Here is a 20,844-nt window from a genome sequence, read left to right as displayed (position 1 = left end):
TGTTCTGGAATATAGGTTGATCCACTCGGGTGAATTATCTTCCGCTGAACGTTCGGTTCCGCTAGAGTGAACGAAGTCTGCAGTGCCTGCTGCCAGCACCACCGTGTGGGACGGTGACCGCAACTCGTGATTTGGGATCACGGATGCAGCAGGACCCGAGGGGTCGGGACGCAGACGATGCCATGGACGTGGGGTCCGTGGTCTGGGGAATATCTGGGGATAACTATGGCGCGCTGGGGAATTCTGCGTACATTCAGGGCTCAAGGGGCTTCGGCATGACCTCCGTCGAGGATGCTCTGAGCATCACTCGCACGGGTTCGGTCTTCACGCCGGTCGCGGCTCCGCGAGCCGCGAAGTCGGTCACGCGCACGGTGGTCACACCGCGCGTGTCCGCGACGCTGGAGCGACGTCGCCAGTGGGAGCGGCGTTATCGCATGCGACTGCGGATCACGGATGCCGGGGTCATCCTGTTCGCGGTCGGGATCACCGCAGCGGTCCAGGTGGTGACCGGTGTCGCAGGGGAAGAGGCCCTGCGCAACGGCATCCTGCTGGCCACGCTCTGGTATCTGCTCCTCGGCGCGCTGCACACCCGTGATGCAGCGCTGTTCCGCGCCAGCGCCACCGAGTACCGCGGTGTGGCACACGCCACCGGGCTGGCGTTCGGCGTCATCGCCATGCTCAGCGTCGTGCTCGGCTGGCAGACGATGCAGCTGGTGCTGCTCGTCGGCCTGCCGCTCGGTGTCCTCGCGCTGCTCGTCACCCGCTGGGCGTGGCGGCACTGGCTGACGGCGCAGCGTGCGCGAGGGCGTTTCGCCTCGCGTACGCTCGTCGTCGGCAACCGCGACGACGTCGAGTACGTCATCCGCACACTGCACCCGATCGGCGCCTCCGGGTACCAGGTCGTCGGTGCGACGCTGCTCGACGGCAACGCGCGCGACGTCGAGGCTCGCGGCGAGCAGTTCCCCGTGCTCGGCAACGTCAACTCCGTCTCCACCGTGGCCGCAGAGCTCGGCGCAGACACGATCATCGTCGCGAGTCGTCCCGACGGCGAGCCCGACTTCGTGAAGCACCTCAGCTGGCAGCTCGAAGGCACCGCTGCAGAGCTCGTGCTCTCCAGCCGCCTCACCGATGTCGCCGGGCCGCGCATCTCGTTCGCTCCCGTCGAGGGACTTCCGCTGATCCAGGTGCAGATCCCCTCCTACGAGGGCGGCCAGCACGTGCTGAAGCGCGCACTCGACATCGTTGTCGCCTCGGTCGCGCTCATCCCGATCGCGCTGATCACGCCGATCCTCGCGCTGCTCGTCAAGCTCGACTCTCCGGGTCCGCTCTTCTTCTCGCAGGAGCGCGTGGGCCGCGACGGTCGCACCTTCAAGATCATGAAGTTCCGCTCGATGAAGACCGACGCCGAGCAGCAGCTCGCGACCCTCAAAGAGCAGAACCAGGGAGCCGGCCTGCTGTTCAAGATGAAGGACGACCCACGTGTCACCCGCGTCGGTCGGATCCTGCGCAAACTGTCACTCGACGAGCTGCCGCAGTTCTGGAACGTCCTCATCGGCGACATGAGCGTCGTGGGTCCGCGTCCGCCGCTGCCCTCCGAGGTCACCGCCTACGACGGCACGGTCTTCCGTCGCCTGTACATCAAGCCGGGCATCACGGGCCTCTGGCAGGTCTCCGGTCGCAGCGACCTCTCATGGGATGAGAGTGTGCGCCTCGACCTGCGGTACGTCGAGAACTGGTCCGTGATGAACGACCTGCAGATCATGTGGCGAACTGCCAAGGTCATGGTGCAGCCCAGCGGGGCATACTAGTCACAGAACACTGTGGTTCGGTCCGCCGGGGAGGCGGATGCAGGACCGTGATGCAGTGAGATGGGTGCGGGAGCATCCGAAATGAGGGGGAAATCAACGTGCCATCAACCGTCCGGATCCTTGGCACCCATGGTGTTCCGGCCGCGTACGGCGGTTTCGAGACAGCGGCTGAGAATGTCGGCCTGTACCTGCGCGATCAGGGCTGGAACGTCATCGTCTACTGCCAGCTGCCCGGCGAGGGGCCGACCACCGTCGACGAGTGGAACGGTCTTCAGCGCGTGCTCGTGCATGAGCCCCGCGAAGGCTGGAAGGGCACGTCGGCGTTCGACCTGACCTCGATCCGTCACGCGATGCGCGAGCACGTCGACGGAGACGTGTGGCTCACGTTCGGTTACAACACCGGCGTGTTCGACATCATCCCGCGGCTCCGCCGGATCCCGAACGTCATCAACATGGACGGCATGGAGTGGACACGCAAGCGCTGGGGCGTCGTCAAGCAGGGCATCCTGTTGGCGAACGAGCGCCTGGCGGGCCTCGTCGGAGACGTGCTGATCGCCGACCACCCCGTGATCGCCACGTATCTGCGCCGGCATTTCGGCAATCGACGTGTGCAGACGATCACCTACGGAGGACCCGAGGTGCTCGATGCACCGACAGGCCCCGTCCAAGAGCTCGGGCTGACACCCGACGACTACGCGATGATCGTGTGCCGGCCGATCCCCGAGAACTCGGTGCTCGAGATCGTCCAGGCGTGGTCGGCGGCTGAGCGGGGCATGCCGCTCGTGGTGGTCGGGCCTTACGGCGACGACGACCCTTATCACGTGGCAGTGCGCGCCGCGGCGTCCGACGAGGTGATCTTCCCCGGGCCGATCTTCGAACCCGAGCGCCTGCAGTCGCTCCGGTTCCACTCCGCCCTCTACCTGCACGGGCACACGGTCGGCGGCACCAACCCCTCGCTCGTCGAGGCGATGGGCGCCGGCAACGCCGTGATCGCCCACGACAATCCTTACAACACCTGGGTCGCAGGACCCGACAACGCCTACTTCACCGGAGCCGACGATCTCGCCGGCCTGCTCGACGATGTGCTCTCCGATGACGGCAGGAGGCGGCGCATGGGCGACGCCAGCCGCGAACGGTTCCGCGCGGAGTTCACGTGGGCCAAGATCGGCTCCGAGTACGAACAGGCCCTTCGCACCGCGCTCGCGCGGCGGGGGCACGCACAGCAGCAGACAGGGGTAAACGCATGATCGATGTGGCAGTGGTCGGACTCGGGAAGATGGGGTTGTCCCATCTGTCGATGATCAAGGCGCACCCCGACGTGAACCTCGTGGGGGTGTGCGACGCCACGGGGTACCTGCTCGACATCCTGGCGAAGTACACCGGCGTCACGACCTACAAAGACCTCGACAAGATGCTCGATGAGGCTCGGCCTCAGGCGATCATCATCGCGACGCCGACCCACCTGCACGCGGGGATGATCCGCACTGCGCTGCAGCGCGGCATCCACGTGTTCTGCGAGAAGCCGCTCGTGATCGACCCGGCCGACAGCATCGAGCTCACGGCGCTGGCCGAGCAGAAGGGTCTCGTCACGCAGGTCGGCTATCACAACCGCTTCGTCGGAGCCTTCCTCGAGGTCAAGCGCCTGCTCGACCTCGATGCGATCGGCACAGTCAACACTGCCCTCGCCGAGGCCTACGGCCCCGTCGTGCTGAAGCCCGCCGGTCGCACCTGGCGCAGCGAACGCGCCACGGGCGGCGGCTGCCTCTACGACTACGCCGCACACCCGCTCAACCTCCTCACGTGGTACCTGGGCACCCCGGAGTCGGTGAGCGGCAGCCAGCTGACGAGCATCTTCTCTGCGCAGATCGACGACGCAGTCGCGAGCACGCTGCACTATCCCGACGGCACGGCACAGATCATCTCGAACTGGTCGGACGAGTCACAGCGCAAGATGACGACCAAGATCACCCTGTGGGGAACGAACGGCCGGATCTACGCCGACCGCCAGGAGATCCACGTCTACCTGCGCGACACCGCCACGATCCCCGAGGGGTACCGCGTCGGCTGGAACGTCCGCTACACCACCGATCTCACCGAGGCGCCCTGGTTCTACCTACGCGGCGAGGAGTACAGCGCACAGCTGGACTCCTTCGTGCAGCGCGCCCAGGCCGGCGCATCGGCCGGCACGAACGACTTCGCATCGGCCGCGGTCACCGACAGGGTGATCTCGATGATCAGCGAGGATGCGGTGCGCGAGGACTCGCGTCTCACCGCCGAAGCAGCATCCGATCTCGCCGTGCAGACGGCACCGAAGGGGCGTATCGCGGCAGCGCTGAGCGCTCTGCGTGGAGGGAAATGACCATGACGACATCCACTCGCACCATGGACCGGCTGCTGTTCGGCGACAACCAGTTCTTCGGCGTCAACCACATGTCGGAGGAGAAGGCCCGCGCGCAGCAGATGCGCTTCCAGGACACGGAAGCGATCATGAGCGTGCTCGACGCGGCGTACGACGAGGGTGTGCACACGTTCATGTGCACCACCCACGATCGGATCGCCGAGGTCACTGACCATGTCAGGGCCCACCCCGACCGCTACGCAGACATGACCTTCTTCCCGTGCATGCCGTACGCGCACAAGTACGCGAACGCCGTGACTGAAGACGGCTTCCTCGGAGCCATCCGCAAGTTCCTCCCGGAGGAGGGCCTGCTCGACAGCATCGCGCGAGGCACCTCGTCGCTCGCCCGCAAGGACATCGAGGGCGTCACCACGCTGCTCATCGACGCCGAGATGAAGATGTTCGAGGGTCTGAACACCCCCGTCATCTGGCTGCAGAACGTCGTCGTCGATCTGCTCTCGGGCCTGGGCTTCACCGACGCGTTCCGCATCTTCGCCGATCACGTGCGCAAGCGCTACAACGCGGAACCCGGTTTCATCACGATGAACCTCCCTCGACTGCTCGACGACCTCGACAAAGCGGGGGTCGAGAACCCGATCGTGTGCTCGAACATCAACAAGCTCGGTTTCCGCATGTCGGGCGGCGTCGACGCCTATCGCGATGCGATGGAGAAGCGCCCGTTCCGCGCGGTCGCGATGTCGGTGTACGCCAGTGGTGCGATCCCGCCGCGCGAGGCCATCGAGTGGGTGACCTCGCTGCCGAATCTCGAGTCGATCGTCTTCGGCGCATCGAGCCGCGCGAACATCGCGTCCACGGTGAGCCTTGTAGACGAGTACTGGCCGCAGCGCTGACATGCCGAAGGGTGATGCGAACACGGTCCTGATCGCCAACCCCGGCGCCGACCTCTACGGGTCGGATCGGATGGTGCTCGAGACCGTGCGCGGCCTCGTGGGGGCCGGCCGGCGAGTCGTCGTGACCGTGCCGCACCCCGGCCCTCTCGTGCCTCTGCTCGAGGGGGCCGGGGCAGAGGTCGTCGAATGCATGACGCCGGTGGTGCGCAAGGGCCTTCTCAACCCCCGCGGGCTGGTGGATCTGGTGGTCACATCGATCAGGGCCATCGGCCCCGGCCTCAGGCTCATCCGACTGGTCGACCCCGGCGCGGTGATCGTGAACACCATCACTCCCCCGCTGTGGATCCTCCTCGGCCGGATCAGCCGACGCCTGACCGTCTGTCATGTGCACGAGGGCGAGGGCTCCGTCGCCGGAATCGTGCGTCGCGCCCTGTACCTGCCGCTCGTGTTCAGCGATCGCGTGATCGCGAACAGCGACTTCACGCGCCGCGTCCTGGCCTCCTCCGCGCCGCGGGTGCGCGACCGCACCGTCGTCGTTCACAATGCCGTCGCCGGCCCGGACAGGGTCGTGGCTCCGCGTGTTCCGCTCGCTCCGCCGACGCGCCTGCTCTACGTCGGTCGCCTGTCGCATCGCAAGGGTGTGCATGTGGCGATCGATGCGCTCGACACCCTCGTCCGCGAGGATCGCGACGTTCGTCTCGACGTGGTCGGCGCGGTCTTCCCCGGCAACGAGGCGTACCTCGAGGAGCTACACACGCAGGTCGCCCGCTGCGGACTCGAGGATCGGGTGTCCTTCCTCGGCTTCAAGTCTTCGGTATGGGATGACCTCGCGCGCAGCGATATCGCCGTGATCACCTCGCTGGTCGACGAGACGTTCGGGAACACCGCCGTCGAGGCCGCTCTCGCCGCGCGTCCTGCGGTGGTGAGCGAGGTCGGCGGCCTGCCCGAAGCGGCGGGTTCGTCGCAGAGCGCGACGCTCGTGGCGCCCGGCGACGCTTCCGCACTCGCGACGGCGATCGCGGCCAAGATCGACGACTGGCCCGCCCAGGCCGCCCTCGCCGTGGCGGACTCCTCGGTCGTCGCCGTCGCGTTCTCGGGCGCCAGATACACCGCCGGGATTCTCGCCGCACTTCGCCGCTGAAGGTCTAGCAAGATCTGTCCACAGGACTCTTGTCCCCCATCCGGTGGACATGATAAGATCTCGCCACTGGGGATAGCGTCATTTGGGGATGACGCCGCCGATCGACTCGTTCTGAACGGGTCGGCATCGGCAACCCTGATTGGGGAATCTGGGGAATCGACAATCATGATGATTGCGCGTACAAGCATGTCCATCGCGACCCTCGCGCTCTGCGTGAGTCTGGTCGCCTGCAGCAGCACCGGGGAGCCGACGAGCGGAGCGGATCCGACGGCGACGTCGTCGTCATCATCGCCCGCTCCCGATCCGACGGCCGGGTCCTCGCCGTCGGCGAATTCAGGATCGACCGATCCGGACTCACCGGTCGCGAAGATCGAACGGGCCGGGCAGTCGACCGCACCGACGGTGAAGGCCGAACCTGCCGACACCACGGGGGCCGTGTCCTACAGCGACGGCGTCACCGTCCGGATCGACGAGGTCTCGTTCGGCAAGGAGACCGCGCAGGGGCCCGGGAACTTCCCTGACCGCGAGTACGCCCGCCTGACGATCACGATCGACAACGGCTCATCCGATGCGATCGATCTCGGCACGGCAGTGCTCACGCTGCTCGACGCCGCCGACGCGACCGCCGTGCGCGTGTACGCGGCCGAGGCGGAGGTCACCGACTTCTCCGGCATGCTCGCCGCGGGCGACAGCGCCACCGCGACCTATGCGTACGCCCTCCCTGCGGATGCGCGCGACGCCGTCACCGTGGTCGTCGACTTCGACGGCCACCACTCATCCGCCGTCTTCCGCGGTGGGCTCGACTGATGTCCATCTCGAGCTCATCCGCGACCACCCGATCTGACCGCTTCTCGACACGAGGAACTCCCATGACACGCACCACCCGCGGAGCAGACCGTCTCCGCCGCGTGATAGCCGCGATCGCCACTGCAGCGACAGCCCTCGCCGCGATCGCATTCTTCGCCCTGCCCGCCGAGTCCGCGTCCGCCGACACGCTCGGACAGCCCAACACGGTCACCGCCGATGTCCTGCCCACCTGGCAGATCAACGGCGTCGTGTGGAGTCAGGTCGTCGCCGGCAACACGGTGTACGTCACAGGCAGCTTCACGAAGGCACGACCGCCGGGGGTCGCCGTCGGCGGGGCGGGCGAGATCGACGCGAACAATGTGTTCGCGTTCGACATCACGACCGGAAACCCCGTTCCGAACTTCAGCCACTCGTTCGACGCCCAGGGTCTCGTCGTGCGAGTCACACCCGACGGCAAGACCGTGTACTTCGGCGGCGACTTCACCGCAGTCGACGGTCAGGCCCGCGCGCACGTCGCAGCCTTCGACGTCGCCACCGGCACGATGCTCGACTGGGCGCCCCGCGCGGACGGTCAGGTGAGAGGCTTCGCCTTCGCCGGCGACACCGTCTACGTGGGCGGCAACTTCCGCTCCAGCGGCGGTCAGCCGCGCAGCGAGCTGGCGGCCTGGAACACCACATCCAAGACGCTCACGTCGTGGGCTCCGTCTGCGGCCGGCGACGGATTCGTGTGGGACATGCTGATGTCGCCGGACTCCTCCCGCGTCATCATCGGCGGGTCATTCACCACTCTCAACGGGGCGACCGCCTACGGCATGGCCTCGATCGACGCCGCGACCGGGACGGCACTCCCCTGGGCCGCCACCGACAAGATCAAGACGGCCGGGCTCAACGGCGCGATCTCCAGCCTCAGCACCGACGGTACGCAGGTCTTCGGCACCGGCTACGCATTCGGCGCAGGAGCCTCGTTCGAGGGCACCTTCGCCGCCGATCCGTACACGGGGTCGATCAACTGGGTCAACGACTGCCTGGGCGACACCTACGGCAGCTTCCCGCAGGGCGGTGTGCTCTACTCCGTCTCGCACAAGCACGACTGCAGCGTGGTGGGCGCCTTCGGCGACACGAACCCGCGCGCACGGTGGACGAAGGCGATCGCCGAGAGCACCACGCCCACCGGCGGCGTGATCACCAAGAAGGACGCCTACGGGTGGGACTTCACCGGTCTGCCCTACACGGAGCAGCTCAACTGGTACCCCGACCTCGAGTTCGGCACGTACACGAGTTCCCGCCAGGCAGCATGGTCGGTGACAGGCAACGAGAACTACGTCGTACTCGGCGGCGAGTTCCCCAAGGTCAACAACGTGGCGCAGCAGGGTCTCGTCCGGTTCGGCAAGACGAACGTCTCGCCGCACGCCGTCGCCCCGGTCTACAACGCCGGCCTCACCCCCGCGCCGTACTCGAACGAGTCCGGAGTGGTGAGGGTGCCGTTCACCAGCGTCTGGGATCGCGACAACGCCACGATCACCTACGACGTGTTCCGCAGCCCCTCCGTCAAGATCGCGACCTTCACCCGCACTGACGGCCGGTTCTGGAATCTGCCGAGCCTGAGCGTCACCGACAGCGGCCAGACGCCGGGAGCGCAGGTGCGCTACCAGGTCAGGGCGAAGGATGCCGACGGCAACGTGCAGTGGAGCGCCTGGTCACCGTACGTGACGGTGTCGAGCGCGCCGGCCGCGGCCTACCGCGCGGCGGTGCGCGCAAGCGGCGCAAGTCACTCCTGGCGACTCGACGAGACGACCGGAACCCGACTGTACGACGATGTGGGTAACGCGCCCGGTACGGCCACGAGCCTCACGCTCGGATCGAGCGGTGCGATGCTCAACGACTCGAACGCGGCGATCACCTCTGCCGGCGGCAGCTCGCCCAAGATGACGACGCAGGATGTCAGCACGGCGACGCCGGCCGCGACGGTCGAGGCGTGGGTGAAGACCACCAACACGAGGGGCGGGCGCATCGTCGGCTTCGGGGACTCCGCCACAGGCACGTCGACGTCGGGGATCACCGACCGAGTGCTCTATCTCGACAACTCGGGACGGGCCAACTTCGCGATCAACGACGGTTCCTACCGGACGATCTTCAGCCGCACCGCGGTGAACGACGGCAACTGGCACCACATCGTCGGCACCGTGGGCGCCGAGGGCATGCAACTGTTCGTCGACGGCAAGCGTGTGGACCGCGATCAGGCGCGCACCTCGCCGAGGATCTACGACGGCTACTGGCGCATCGGCGCAGACCAGACGAACGGCTTCACCAACAAGCCGACCAACGCCGGTCTCGCAGGCACGATCGACGACGTGGCCGTGTACCCGTCCGCGCTGACCCCGGCCGACATCCAGTCGCACTACCTGGCGAGCGGCCGTTCGGCCGCGTGGACCGCCGCTCCGACCGACGTCTACGGCGCCGCCGTCTCGACGGACAAGCCGGACCTCTACTGGCGCCTCAACGAGACGGCAGCCGGCACGATCACCGACTCGGCGGTCGGCGGGACCACCGGCAACCTCGCCGGAACCGTGACCCGCGGACAGACGTCCGCGATCGGCACCGGAACCGCGACCACCTTCAACGGCTCGACCGCGCTCGTGGTCGCACAGGAGCCCTGGACGGCGCCGTCCACCTACAGCGCCGAGCTGTGGTTCAAGACGACGAGCAACAAGGGCGGCACGCTGATCGGATTCGGCAACGCCACCAGTGGGCTCAGCACTCAATACGATCGCCACGTCATCATGCAGAGCGACGGAAAGGTGCAGTTCGGAAGCGGTCAGCCGCAGACGACGCTGGTCACCCCCACCGCCTACAACGACGGCCAATGGCACCACGTGGTGGCCACTCAGGGCGCCGACGGGATGAGGCTGTGGCTCGACACGCAGCTCGTCGGCAGCAACTCGATGGCAGGTTCGGAGAACTACCGCGGGTACTGGCGCATCGGCGCGGACAAGACGTGGGGCAGCACGTCGAGCAACTACATCGCCGGCACGCTCGATGAGGTCGCGGTGTACCCCTCGGCGCTCTCGGAGCAGCGGGTTCGCGATCACTTCGCAGCGAGCGGCCGCACGGTTCCCGGGCGCGCTCCGGTGGCGGCGTTCACCTCGGTGGCCGACAAGCTGAAGATCGACGTCGACGCGAGCACTTCGACCGACGCCGACGGAGGGCCGCTCGCCTACGCGTGGAACTTCGGTGACGGCACGGTCGCGACGGGGGCGACGGCGTCGCACGTCTACACCGCAGGGGGCACCTACACGATCACGCTGAAGGTGACGGACAGCACCTCGCTCGTCAACACCCTCACCCGGTCGGTGACGGTCGCCCCTAACCAGGCTCCGACCGCGGCGATCAGCGCCACCACGGATCACCTCGATGTCGCGCTCGACGGATCGGCATCGTCCGACCCCGACGGCACCGTCGCATCGTACGAATGGGACTTCGGCGACGGCACGACCGGCACCGGCGCCACCACGGCCCACACTTACGCCACGGCGGGCGACTTCACCGTGACTCTCACGGTGAAGGACGACAACGGCGCCACCGCCACCAAGACGCGGGCCCTCACGACGACGCTGGCGCCGAACCAGGATCCGACGGCGGCGTTCACGACCGCGGCTGACCTGCTCGCAGTGACGGTGGATGCCACGACGTCGACCGACCCTGATGGGACCATCGGCTCATACGCCTGGGACTTCGGCGACGGCGGCACCGGATCCGGTGCGACGGCGTCTCACACCTACGCGAGCGTCGGCACCTACACCGTGAAGCTCACGGTGACGGACGATCGGGGTGGCACGGCGACCGTCAACCATGACGTCACCGTGGCAATGAACCAGGCACCCTCTGCAGCATTCACCAACTCGGTGGCCAACCTCGCGGTGGCTGTCGACGGCTCGGGTTCAGCAGATGCGGACGGCACCGTCTCCGCATACGCCTGGGACTTCGGCGACGGCGGCACCGCTTCGGGAGCGACGTCGTCCCACACCTACGCAGCCGGGGGCACGTACACCGTGACTCTGACGGTGACGGACGACCGGGGGGCGACAGCCACCACGACGCAGCCCGTCACGGTAGCGGCCCCGCAGGTGTGGGCGCAGGATGCCTTCACCCGGACGGGCACCAACGGATGGGGCACAGCGACCACCACCGGGGGCGCGTGGACCATGTTCCCGACCAGCGCGACGGCCCTGAGCAAGTTCGCCGTCAACGGCACCGGTGGAACCGTCACCCTGTCGGCGGGGAACAACTACTCGGCCTCTCTCGCCGGCTCGACACCGTCGACGAACACCGAGGAGCGGTTCACCGTGGCGTTCAACCAGCCGTCCACCGGCGGCGGGTTCTACTTCTCCGCTCTCGGGCGACAGATCGACACTGCCAACGACTACCGGGCGAAGTTCCGCGTGGCGTCGAACGGCGTGGTGTCCCTCTGGCTGACGAAGACGATCGCCGGGGTCGAGACGGTCCTCTCGTCGACGACCGTCCCCGGTCTGACGATTACGAGCGCCGACAAGCTGAGCGTCAGGTTCCAGGTGACGGGTACCAACCCGACGACCCTCAAGGCGAAGGTCTGGCGCACCGCCGCCACGGAACCGACAGCGTGGACCCTTACGACGACCGACGCCACGGCCTCGCTGCAGGCCCCCGGCTACGTGGGCGTGAACAGCTACCTGTCGTCCAGTGCGACGGCCGTACCGGTCGTCTACACGTACGACGACTTCTGGGCGGGACCCGCACAGTAGTCATCAGTGACACGAAGGGCCGAGGCGATTCCGCCTCGGCCCTTCTGGGTTGAAGACACGCCCTCACCGGAGGACGGAAGCCGCGATGAGGCACAAGCGCGGCCTGGTATCGCGGGCGCCGACCCACGCGCTCTTCGGATACCGAAGACGGCGAGAGGCCGTGGACGCACGCGCCCACGGCCTCTCAGCTGCGTCCCGGAACCCGATCAGGGGAACCAGGCCCCGATCAGGGGAACCGGGCCCCGATCGCGGGTGTCGTCGATCCGAGGATCGTCGCCACGATCGCCGGAAGACCTCTGGCTGGGGCGGTCACACCCGCGAGCAGCCTTCCCGAGGCATCCGTCGCCTTCCGGCCCTCGACCGCGACCGAATTCGCGTCCTGCCCTGTCGTCGTCCGGTAGTTCGCCCACGTCGTGAACACATACGGGTTCACATTGGCGGTACCGCGAGACCAGATGACGAACCAGGTGGGTGCCGCGGCGCTGTTGCGCTGGATCACGTTGCCATCCGAACGGATGTTGAGCTGGTCGGGCGTGTACCGGTGCGTGTAGTCCTCGATGCACACCGTGCAGTTTCCGGCGCTCTCACCGATGACGTTGTTGCCCATCGAGATGTCGCGTATCAGCCACGGCATCGATGAATCCGGGAAAGGACGGCGGGCGTTGTGCCCGGGGACGGACGAATCCGTGGAGCTGCGACTGTCCTGCACGATGTTCACAGCCCGGTCGCCGCCGATGATCGTGTTGTTCCACAGGTTCACGCCGCCGGTGTTGTTGATCTTGACGCCGTTGCCCGCATTCCGAAGGACGAGGTTGTTGACGAAATCGATCTTCTGCGACAGCTCGAGGAAAGCGCCGGCTCCCTTGTTCTCGATGATGTCGGAACCGGCGATGCGGACGTCGTACACCGACTGGTCGAGCCAGACTCCCGGCCCGTCGTTGCGCAGCAGCGCGGAATCGGTCACGGTGACACCGCGCGACTTCGCGATCTTCACGCCGCCGGACACCGGCGATGTGTTGAAATGCTCCGCGTTGTTCTCGACTGCGAGGAGGTCGTCGATCACCAGCGCGTCGGCGTAGTTGGCTCCGAGCCCCATCAGCCCGTTGCGGGCCAGCGTCACATCGCGGACGGTCGCGTTCGAGGCGCCGACGAAGAGTCCGGTCGACGCCGTGTCGTAGATCACGACGTTCTCGATCGTCGCCTTCGGCGCTTCGACGGTGACGGCGCCCATCATCCACACGGACGTCGCGTAGTTGCGCACGCCGATGCCTCGGACGACCGCGCCCTCTCCGCGCAGGGAGAGCGCCTTGGTCAGAGTCGACGCGCGCACCGTGCGGCCCGCAGGGTCACTCCCGAGATACAGCCGGTCGTTCGCCACGTCGGTGAAGAAGGTGCCCGGCTTCAGTGCGGCCAGTGACGATACCTCGGCCTGAGCGGCGCCGTCGATCCAGACCTGCTCGGGGTGAGCGGCCATGGGATAAGCCGCGTTCAGCCACCGCCATCCGGGTTCCGTTCCGTCGGCCTCGCCCTTGGTGAAGGACGGCGTCGAATCGAAGTCGTGCTTCCAGTCCGCGCTGAACCAACGGCCGCTGGACGCCTGCCAGTTCTTCAGCGTCGAGGCGCCGTCGAACCAGACCGCCTCGCCCGGGTAGGACTGGATCGTGATCTTCTTGCCCGAGGGGATCACGACGGTTTCGTGATACGAGCCTGCGCGAAGCACGAGCGTCGAACCTGAAGGCGCCCGGTCGACCGCGGTCTGGACCGTGGCGAAGGGAGCCGCAGAGGTTCCAGAGCCGGCCGCTGTCGCGCTCGCACTGACGAAGAGCGCTCCAGCGGGAACCGCGTACTTCGTGGTTCCGACGAGCGCCGACCCCGCAGCCGTCCTTGAGCCGGCGAGATTCCAGACCGGTGCCGCACCTGCCGCACCGACAGGGGCAGGGGCAGGGACAGTCGGGGTAGTCGGAGTCGTCGGGGTAGTCGGAGTCGTCGGAGTCGTCGGGGTAGTCGGAGTCGTCGGGGCGGTCGGCGTCGTCGTTCCCTTCGCGGTGACCGTGAAGTCATCGAAGAGGGCTGCCAGCGCTGGAGTGCTTCGCGAGACATAGAGCCGCACTCCCACACGCCCCTGGACGGCAAGGCGCTTCGCCGAGCGATCCGTGACGGAGAGCTTCCATGTGGTCGGCTTCGTTCCCACCGCGGACACCCGTGCATCGACCGTGACTGCGGTCGTCCCTGCGAGACGGGTCTCGAGCACGAAGGGGACGCCGGCCTTCACACGGAGCTCGGGGACCCAGGTGTGGCCCAGACTCGTCTGAACCCCCGCGTTCACCCGAAGCGTCTCGAGAAGCACCACGCCCTTCGGATCGACGCGGAGCTGCGTCTGATAGAAGCCGTCGGCCGTGAGTCGCGACTGGACGCTCACGTACACGCCCGAGCCCGACTTGGGCAGTTGGGGAAGAGTGAAGACCGTCGACTGCGTGGAATCTCGGACGGAGAGACCGACCGGACGCGCCGTCACGGTGGCACCGGGCGCGGCGGCGGCCAGCTTGGCCTTGCCGTTGGCGACCGAGACCGAGGTCAGCGGTGAGGCGTCGTAGGTTCGACCGTCCGGCGCGGCCCCGAGGCCCTTGGCGACGGTGCGCGTCATCGAGTCCTGGATGAGGACCACGCCGGGGCTCTCTGCGGCCGCGGCAGGGGCCACGGCAGCGAACGGAAGGAGTAGTGCGGATAAGGCTGCGATCAGGGGGAGGGAGTTTTTTCGCATGGGGGAGGGGCTCCGATGTGCTTCTCGTCACTGCAGGGTCGGGTGTGGCAGCTTCGACATCCGACTTCGGTGGCGGATTGTCGTAGACAATAGCCTGAATTCCCTGCACAGTGGCTGAGGATTCGCTGATATTGGTCCGAAGACTGTCAGCGCTCGCAGTACGGGAGGGCTCAGCCGAGCGCGGACATCTTCCGGAACCATATGGCCAGAGCAGCGGCCAAGTACAGCAGCGCGGCGAGGGCGAGGAGGCTGTATACCAGCATGAAAGCCTGCGGCCAGCCCCACAGCACGAACGCGAAGCAGAGGATGCCGTAGTCCGTCGGAAGCCCGAGAAGAGAGCGAACGAGCGAGAAACCGCCGGACTCCGCCGCCTGAGCGACACCCCGCTTGCCGCGGAGGAGATCGTTGAGGATCATCCCGAAGAACGTCACCGTCGAGATCACCGCGAAGCCGAGCGGCACGAGGAGCCACAGCTCCGACGGGAGCGGGAAGAACCGGTAGGCGCCGATCGTCACCGCGATCGGGAGAGAGACGAGCTTGGTCGAGTCGAGAACATGGTCGAGCCATTCGCCCGCGAGCGACCCTCCCCCGCGCAGCCGCGCCACCTGACCGTCCGCGCTGTCCCACGCGTACCCGATAGCGAGAAGCAGCCAGACCACGATTCCGAGGACGATCGACGGGGGCACCGTCGCCAGCAGCACGATCCCGGTGAAGGTGAACGCCGCACTGATCAGGGAGACCTGATTCGGTGTCAGACCTGCGGTGTATGCACCCGCGGCGATCACACGCCCCACCGGGCGGTTGACGAACACCGAGTATGCGGGGGCCCCACGGGCCCGCCCCTTCTGCGCTGCTGAAAGGCTCCGGTACGCGTCTGCGAAACTCAGGGGGTCACTCCTCGTGCTCTGAAGTCATCGAATGTCACGGTGTAGGGAACGCTGGTGAAACCGGAACCCGCATACGTGGAGATTCCGATGTGACCTGCGGTCTGCAACGCCGCGGTGGAATCGGTCGTAGACAGCTGCCAGGCAGCCGGTTCCGTCGTTCCCGCCGCCCAGATCTTACTCCGGAGCGTCGTCGTTCCTGTGCCGAACGCCTGGACCCGCACGTTATATATCGTGCCGGCCGCAAACGTGAAGCCCGCGAGGTTCTGAGACACCAGCGCTGTTCCACCCCGAGCCAGCTGCGCGGTCACCGATCCGTCGGCCCCGATCAGCCAGCGCGCCCGGTAGTCGTCCGCCCCTACGACGCGGGCGAGAGCCGCGACGTAGACGCGAGCGCCCGCGGGCAGAGCGGGGGCTGCGACCGTGAAGGTCAGGTCGGTGCTCGTCGAGGTCGCCGAGTTCAGCGACGCGGTGCGGGTCTGGCCCGCCGCCTGCGTCGTGAACTTCGCCGCGCCGTTGTCGATCGACACGTTCGCCGCGCCGCTGGTCTGAGCCCAGACGCCGCCGGTCTGCGCCGTGCCCAGAGTGCCGTTCGCCCGACCGAAGTCGTCGGCGGCGAAGGCGGCACCGGCCGGCGCCACGACCGTCACCGGCTTCGTGACGGTGTGCACCGCGCCGAGGTTGTCTGTCACCGTGAGAGTCACCGTGTAGGTGCCGCTCGCGGCATACGGGTGCGAAGCCGTGGCTCCGGTGCCGGTCGCTCCGTCACCGAAGTTCCACGCATACGAGGCGATAGTGCCATCCGGGTCCGAGGACGCCGATGCGTCGACGGCGACCGTGAGATCGGTCGGCGTGGCCGTGAACGATGCGACGGGGTTCTGGTTTCCCGGAGCAGCGGTCACCGTGACCGGCTTGGTGACAGTTCCGGTCGCGCCCTTGTCGTCCGTCACCGTCAGCTTCACCTGGTAGGTGCCCGCAGCGGCATATGTGTGCGCTGTCGGGGTCGCTCCGGTGGCGGCGCCGCCGTCTCCGAAGTCCCAGGCGTAGGAGGCGATCGTGCCGTCGGCATCCGTCGACGTCGATCCGTTCACGGTCGTCGCGAGGCCGCTCTCCGAGCTGGTGAACGCGGCGATCGGTGCCTGGTTCGCCGGCGGTGTCGGGCCTCCGGTGGTCGATCCTGCCCAGAAGTTGTCGAACCTGGTCTGGAACGGGACGTTGGTGACGGAGCTGCCGAGGTACACGCCCATGCCGACGTGGCCCGCCGACTGCAGAGCAGCCGTGGAATCGGTCGTGGTCGAGGTCCAGCCGGCGGGCTCAGCCGTCCCGACCTTCCATACCTTCGCCCTGACCGTCGTCGGGTTGGTGCCCGTCGCCTCGGTGCGCACGTGCAGCGCATCGCCGGCGTTCACGGTCAGTCCTGTCGACGCCGTCGTCAGCACGGTGGTCGTCCGCTGCAACTGCAACTGGACTCCTCCGGTCGGCGAGACGATGACCCGAGACTTGTAGTCCTCGGTGCCCACCCGGCGGGCGGACACCGTGTAGTACGCGCTGCCCCCGGTCGGACGCTGCGGCAGGACCACATCGACATCCACCGCGGTGTCGGTCGAGGAGACGCCGGTGAGGTACGCGTATCGCTGCGCGCCTCCGGCCGGCTGCTGGAATGCCGCGTACGAGCCGCTGACGAGGTAGTTGGATGCCGTGTTGGACAGCGCCCACGCTCCCCCGGTGTTCGCCGTGCCGAGTCCGCTGGCGACCGTCCGGTTGAACGAATCCGACGCGTATGTCACCGCGCCGACCGGAGCCGTCACCGTGATCGACGCCGTCTTCTGCGAAGTCGCGCCCTCGTCATCGGTCACCGTGAGAGCGATCGTGTATGTGCCGGCCGCCGCATACGTGTGCGTCGCCGTGGCGCCGGAGCCCGCAGGCGATCCGTCGCCCCAATTCCAGGAGTACCCGGCGATCGTGCCGTCGGTGTCCTGCGAAGCACTCGCGTCGACGTCGACCTTGAGGTCGGTGGCCGCCGAGGTGAACGATGACACGGGAGCCTGGTTGGCCACCGCCTCGACGATCGCGGTCTCGGTATCGGTCGCGCCCTTGTCGTCGGTGACCGTCAGCGTCACCGTGTAAGAGCCTGCTGCGGCGTACGTGTGCGTCGCCGTGGCGCCGGAGCCCGCAGGCGATCCGTCGCCCCAGTTCCAGGAGTACCCGGCGATCGTGCCGTCGGTGTCGGTCGAGGCCGAGGCGTCGACCGCGAGGCCGAGCTTCGTCACCGCGGAGGTGAAGCTGGCACTCGGCACGATGTTCGCCGGGGCGCCCGTCGTTCCCAGCGCGAAGTGCTGCGAGACGGCGGTCTCGGAGATCGGCGTCAGGTAGACCGCGACCTCGTCGATCGCTCCGTCGAACTCCCAGTCGCCGGGACCCCAGGTGACGTCGCCGCCCACGTGCCAGTATCCGGTGTAGTCCTGCGCGTTGGTCTGGCCGTTCGAGCCCTGCAGCACGCCGTCGACGTAGAGACGCATGCCGGTCGCGCCCTGTGTCGCGACGACCTGGTGCCATTCGTTGTCGTTGTACGAGGCCGAGGTCTGCAGCGTGTCCGTGAAGCCGACGTACACCCCGTAGATGAGCTTGCCGTCCGGCGTCATGTAGATGTGGCGGTCGTATCCCGACGAGTTGCCGTCAGGGCTGTTCCCGAACCCGACGATCTTGCCACCGGTGGTCGTGCTCGTCTTGAACCACGCCTCGAGCGAGTACGACCGCGGGTTCGTGAAGGCATTCTGGCTGATGACCTGACCGCCCTCGAACGTGGCCGCCGAGTTGCCGACTCCCTCGAGAGCTCCGTCCGCGCCCTTGGTGACGGCGCCGAAGTAGTTGCCCTTCTGGTTGTACCCGGAGGCGTCTGCCGCGACACTGCCGGTCGACTCGCCGAGACGCCAGTACAGCGCGGGATCGGCGGCGTAGACGGCTGCGCCGTATGCGTCACTCGGTGCGGTCGACCCCTCGAGCTCGCGCCCGGATGCGATGTAGTGGGCGGCTGCCTGCTCACGCGTCAGCGGAGCGCCGTAGACGGCGACCTCGTCGATCTGACCGTCGAAGAAGGCGGCTCCTGACCAGGAGGTGTCGCCGCCGACACGCCAGAACCCGTTGTACGGCTGGGCCGAGGTGACGTCGGTGCGCTGGGCGACCCGGACGCCGTCGATGTAGAGCACCATGCCGCCGTCGCTGAGACCGGCCGACATGTAGTGCCACTGACCGTCGTTGAAGGCGGACGACGAGCTGATCGTCTGCGACGAGCCGGGGTAGACGCCGAAGGTGACGCGTCCGCTGGCCTCCATGTAGACGTGGCGGTCATAGCTGCCGGATGTGCCGGTCGAGCTGCTGCCGAAGCCGACGATCTTGCCGCCGTCGGTGGACGTCGTCTTGAACCAGGCCTCGACGCCGAAGGTGTTGGGGCCGGCGATCGCCGTCGTGGTCGAGGCGAAGCCGTTGGCCGAGCCGTCGAAGTCAGAGGCGTCGCGGGAGTCCGAGAGCATGGCACCCGAGGTGCCGCGCGTCACGCCGCTGCGGACGGCGAGGTCGGATGCTCCGGCCCAGTCGTACGAGAGCGTGGCGGACGAGTCGTCGAGCGGCCAGTAGCTCAGGGGCGCGTCATCGAGCACCGCGGTGCGGTATGCGCTCGGAGCCGCGGAACCGGATGCCGTCACGGTCGTCGTCCCGCCGAGGATCGTGTGGCCCTCGTTGTCGGTGGCGCGCACCCGATAGGTGTAGCTCGTGCCGTTCGTGACGGTGGTGTCGACGAAGGCCATCGGGGGCAGGCCCCAGTCGGCGGACTTCGAGCGGACGTTCTCATAGGTCTTGACGACCACGTTGTCGCGCAGCACCTCGTACTTCAGGAACTCGCTGTCGCGGTCGTAGTTGAGCGGCCAGCTGACGCGGATCGATCCGCCGGTGAGGGCGAGCGACGATGCGGGCCAGGCCGTGTTCCAGAGGATCGGGCCCTGCGCGTTCGGAGCCTTCTCCTTCACGGCGAAGCGGGCGAGACCCTGCTGTCCGGTGTTGTTCACTCGAGTGAACTCGCCGCCGTAGACGAGGTACTCGCTGTTGGACGAGACCGACCACGGACCCTGCGATGCGCCGCTGACGTTGCCGGCGTTGAAGGCCGGGAACCAGTGCTGCAGCTTGGGTGCGGGGTTTCCGCCGAAGTCGTAGTAGCCGAGGTTCAGGCCGAAGGGCGTGGTGCGCTCGACGTCCTTCGTGACGGCGAGGCCGCGGTAGAACGACCAGGGGTCGCTCTGCGGGAATCCGTCGACGAGGCTGCCGCAGTAGTGCGAGTGCCCGGCCGCGTACACGGTGTCGCCCATGGGCTCGACGTCGTACTGGTCGCCGTGGCAGTCGTTGACCCACACCAGGTTGCCGCTCGACCACGAGGCGCGGAATGAGCCTTCGAGATTGCCGCCGTTGCCGAAGACGTAGCCCGTGCCGTAGATGTCGTCGCCGTCGGACTTGAGCGAGAGGATCGCGGCGTCCAGACCGGCGTTGCGGATCACGTTGTTCGCGGAGAAGGGCAGCAGCGAGGCGTCGGATGCCGAGACCATGGCCAGTCCGTAACCGGGGTTGGAGCTGCCGTTGAGAGTCAGGAAGTTGCCGCCGAGCACCACTTTGTCGCCCGCGGGAGAGACGGTCACGACGCGACCCTGACGCGACTCGAGCACGGGCGCCCAGGGCAGCAGGGTTCCGCTGCGTGTGAAGGCTGCGGCGCCGGAGCGGTCGTTGCCCGAGACGCGGCCGAACGTGCCGGTGATGTACACGGTGTCGTTGGTCGCGGCCACGCCGGAGGTGACGCCGTTGGAGTTCGGGTTGAATGCGGCGAGGGTGCCGCTGGGCAGATCGAAGGCGGCGACGCGGTTGCGGGTCTGGGTGTTCACCGTGGTGAAGTCGCCGACGATGTAGAGGCGCGTTCCGTCGGGCGAGGCCTCGACCTGGCGCACCTGGCCGTTGATCGACGGGGCGAACGACGCGATCAGCGCACCCGTGCGGATGTCGTAGGCCAGGAGGTTCGATCGGGGCGTCTCGTTCGTCCCCGCGGCCGCCCCTGCCGGGCGAGCGCTGGTGAACTTGCCTGCGGCGTAGACGACGTTGCCGACGACAGCCTGATCCCAGACGATGCCGTTGATCTGGACCGTCGGCAGCGAGTCGGCGGTGACCGTCGGCGCCTCACCCTCGGGTGGACTCACGTCCGCCTGTGCGGGTGACATCGCCACCAGTGATCCGAAGACCACGGCGAGCGTCATCGCGATCGCGACGAATGCTGCACGAGTGCGGCGTCCCCAAGACATTGCTGTAGTGCCCATCGTTCATCTCCCCAGATGATGGACCGTTCGTGCACAACCCCTACATTGGCGCCGAACGATAATTCCCC

The 20,844-nt window shown here is 67.4% G+C and carries 10 protein-coding genes; 7 read left to right on the top strand and 3 right to left on the bottom strand.

Annotated features, from left to right (window positions below):
- The first annotated feature begins 275 nt into the window (after positions 1-275).
- The 7 genes from ACZ0AA_RS16425 (at position 276) to ACZ0AA_RS16395 (ending at position 11,783) form a co-directional block, all read left to right on the top strand.
- Positions 276-1,808 (top strand): sugar transferase, encoded by a 1,533-nt coding sequence (locus ACZ0AA_RS16425; RefSeq protein WP_400862383.1) that lies wholly within the window; start codon positions 276-278, stop codon positions 1,806-1,808.
- A gap of 98 nt (positions 1,809-1,906) precedes the next feature.
- Positions 1,907-3,055, top strand: a complete 1,149-nt coding sequence (locus tag ACZ0AA_RS16420) for a DUF1972 domain-containing protein (RefSeq protein ID WP_400862385.1) — start codon at positions 1,907-1,909, stop codon at positions 3,053-3,055.
- The gene (locus tag ACZ0AA_RS16415) at positions 3,052-4,167 is read left to right on the top strand and encodes a Gfo/Idh/MocA family protein (protein WP_400862387.1); all 1,116 of its coding nucleotides are present in this window, start codon (positions 3,052-3,054) and stop codon (positions 4,165-4,167) included. Before ACZ0AA_RS16420 ends, ACZ0AA_RS16415 begins: the two co-directional genes overlap by 4 nt.
- A gap of 2 nt (positions 4,168-4,169) precedes the next feature.
- Complete coding sequence (locus ACZ0AA_RS16410) at positions 4,170-5,057, top strand: hypothetical protein (RefSeq protein WP_235559917.1); 888 nt, start codon at positions 4,170-4,172, stop codon at positions 5,055-5,057.
- 1 nt (position 5,058) lies between these two features.
- Positions 5,059-6,198 carry a glycosyltransferase family 4 protein gene (locus ACZ0AA_RS16405; protein WP_463513589.1) on the top strand — a complete coding sequence of 380 codons (1,140 nt, stop codon included), beginning with the start codon at positions 5,059-5,061 and terminating at the stop codon, positions 6,196-6,198.
- Positions 6,199-6,384: 186 nt separating this feature from the next.
- Positions 6,385-7,005 (top strand): hypothetical protein, encoded by a 621-nt coding sequence (locus tag ACZ0AA_RS16400; protein WP_463513588.1) that lies wholly within the window; start codon positions 6,385-6,387, stop codon positions 7,003-7,005.
- 62 nt (positions 7,006-7,067) lie between these two features.
- Entirely contained in the window at positions 7,068-11,783 is a 4,716-nt protein-coding gene (locus ACZ0AA_RS16395; RefSeq protein WP_463513587.1) for a PKD domain-containing protein, read from the top strand.
- Positions 11,784-12,009: 226 nt separating this feature from the next.
- Here the strand turns inward: ACZ0AA_RS16395 and ACZ0AA_RS16390 are convergent, their stop codons facing one another.
- The 3 genes from ACZ0AA_RS16390 to ACZ0AA_RS16380 all read right to left on the bottom strand — a co-directional run bounded on the left by ACZ0AA_RS16390 (position 12,010) and on the right by ACZ0AA_RS16380 (position 20,761).
- Positions 12,010-14,481, bottom strand: coding sequence for a right-handed parallel beta-helix repeat-containing protein (locus ACZ0AA_RS16390; protein ID WP_400862394.1), 2,472 nt, complete (start codon positions 14,479-14,481; stop codon positions 12,010-12,012).
- Between the two features lie 233 nt (positions 14,482-14,714).
- Positions 14,715-15,356: a CDP-alcohol phosphatidyltransferase family protein gene (locus ACZ0AA_RS16385; RefSeq protein ID WP_400862396.1), complete on the bottom strand. Its 642-nt coding sequence runs from the start codon at positions 15,354-15,356 to the stop codon at positions 14,715-14,717.
- A 71-nt stretch (positions 15,357-15,427) separates the two neighbouring features.
- Complete coding sequence (locus ACZ0AA_RS16380) at positions 15,428-20,761, bottom strand: PKD domain-containing protein (RefSeq protein WP_463513586.1); 5,334 nt, start codon at positions 20,759-20,761, stop codon at positions 15,428-15,430.
- Positions 20,762-20,844 lie beyond the last annotated feature (83 nt).

It is taken from the genome of Microbacterium sp. AC035 (genome assembly GCF_979258485.1).
Note: the sequence above shows the minus strand (reverse complement) of the source record. Positions and strands in the feature narration are given on the sequence as shown.

Coding starts and splice junctions, on each gene's coding strand:
- ACZ0AA_RS16415 (WP_400862387.1), top strand. CDS start 3,052: ATGATCGATGTGGCAGTGGTCGGACTCGGGAAGATGGGGTTGTCCCAT.
- ACZ0AA_RS16380 (WP_463513586.1), bottom strand. CDS start 20,761: ATGTCTTGGGGACGCCGCACTCGTGCAGCATTCGTCGCGATCGCGATG.
- ACZ0AA_RS16405 (WP_463513589.1), top strand. CDS start 5,059: ATGCCGAAGGGTGATGCGAACACGGTCCTGATCGCCAACCCCGGCGCC.
- ACZ0AA_RS16410 (WP_235559917.1), top strand. CDS start 4,170: ATGACGACATCCACTCGCACCATGGACCGGCTGCTGTTCGGCGACAAC.
- ACZ0AA_RS16395 (WP_463513587.1), top strand. CDS start 7,068: ATGACACGCACCACCCGCGGAGCAGACCGTCTCCGCCGCGTGATAGCC.
- ACZ0AA_RS16425 (WP_400862383.1), top strand. CDS start 276: ATGACCTCCGTCGAGGATGCTCTGAGCATCACTCGCACGGGTTCGGTC.
- ACZ0AA_RS16400 (WP_463513588.1), top strand. CDS start 6,385: ATGTCCATCGCGACCCTCGCGCTCTGCGTGAGTCTGGTCGCCTGCAGC.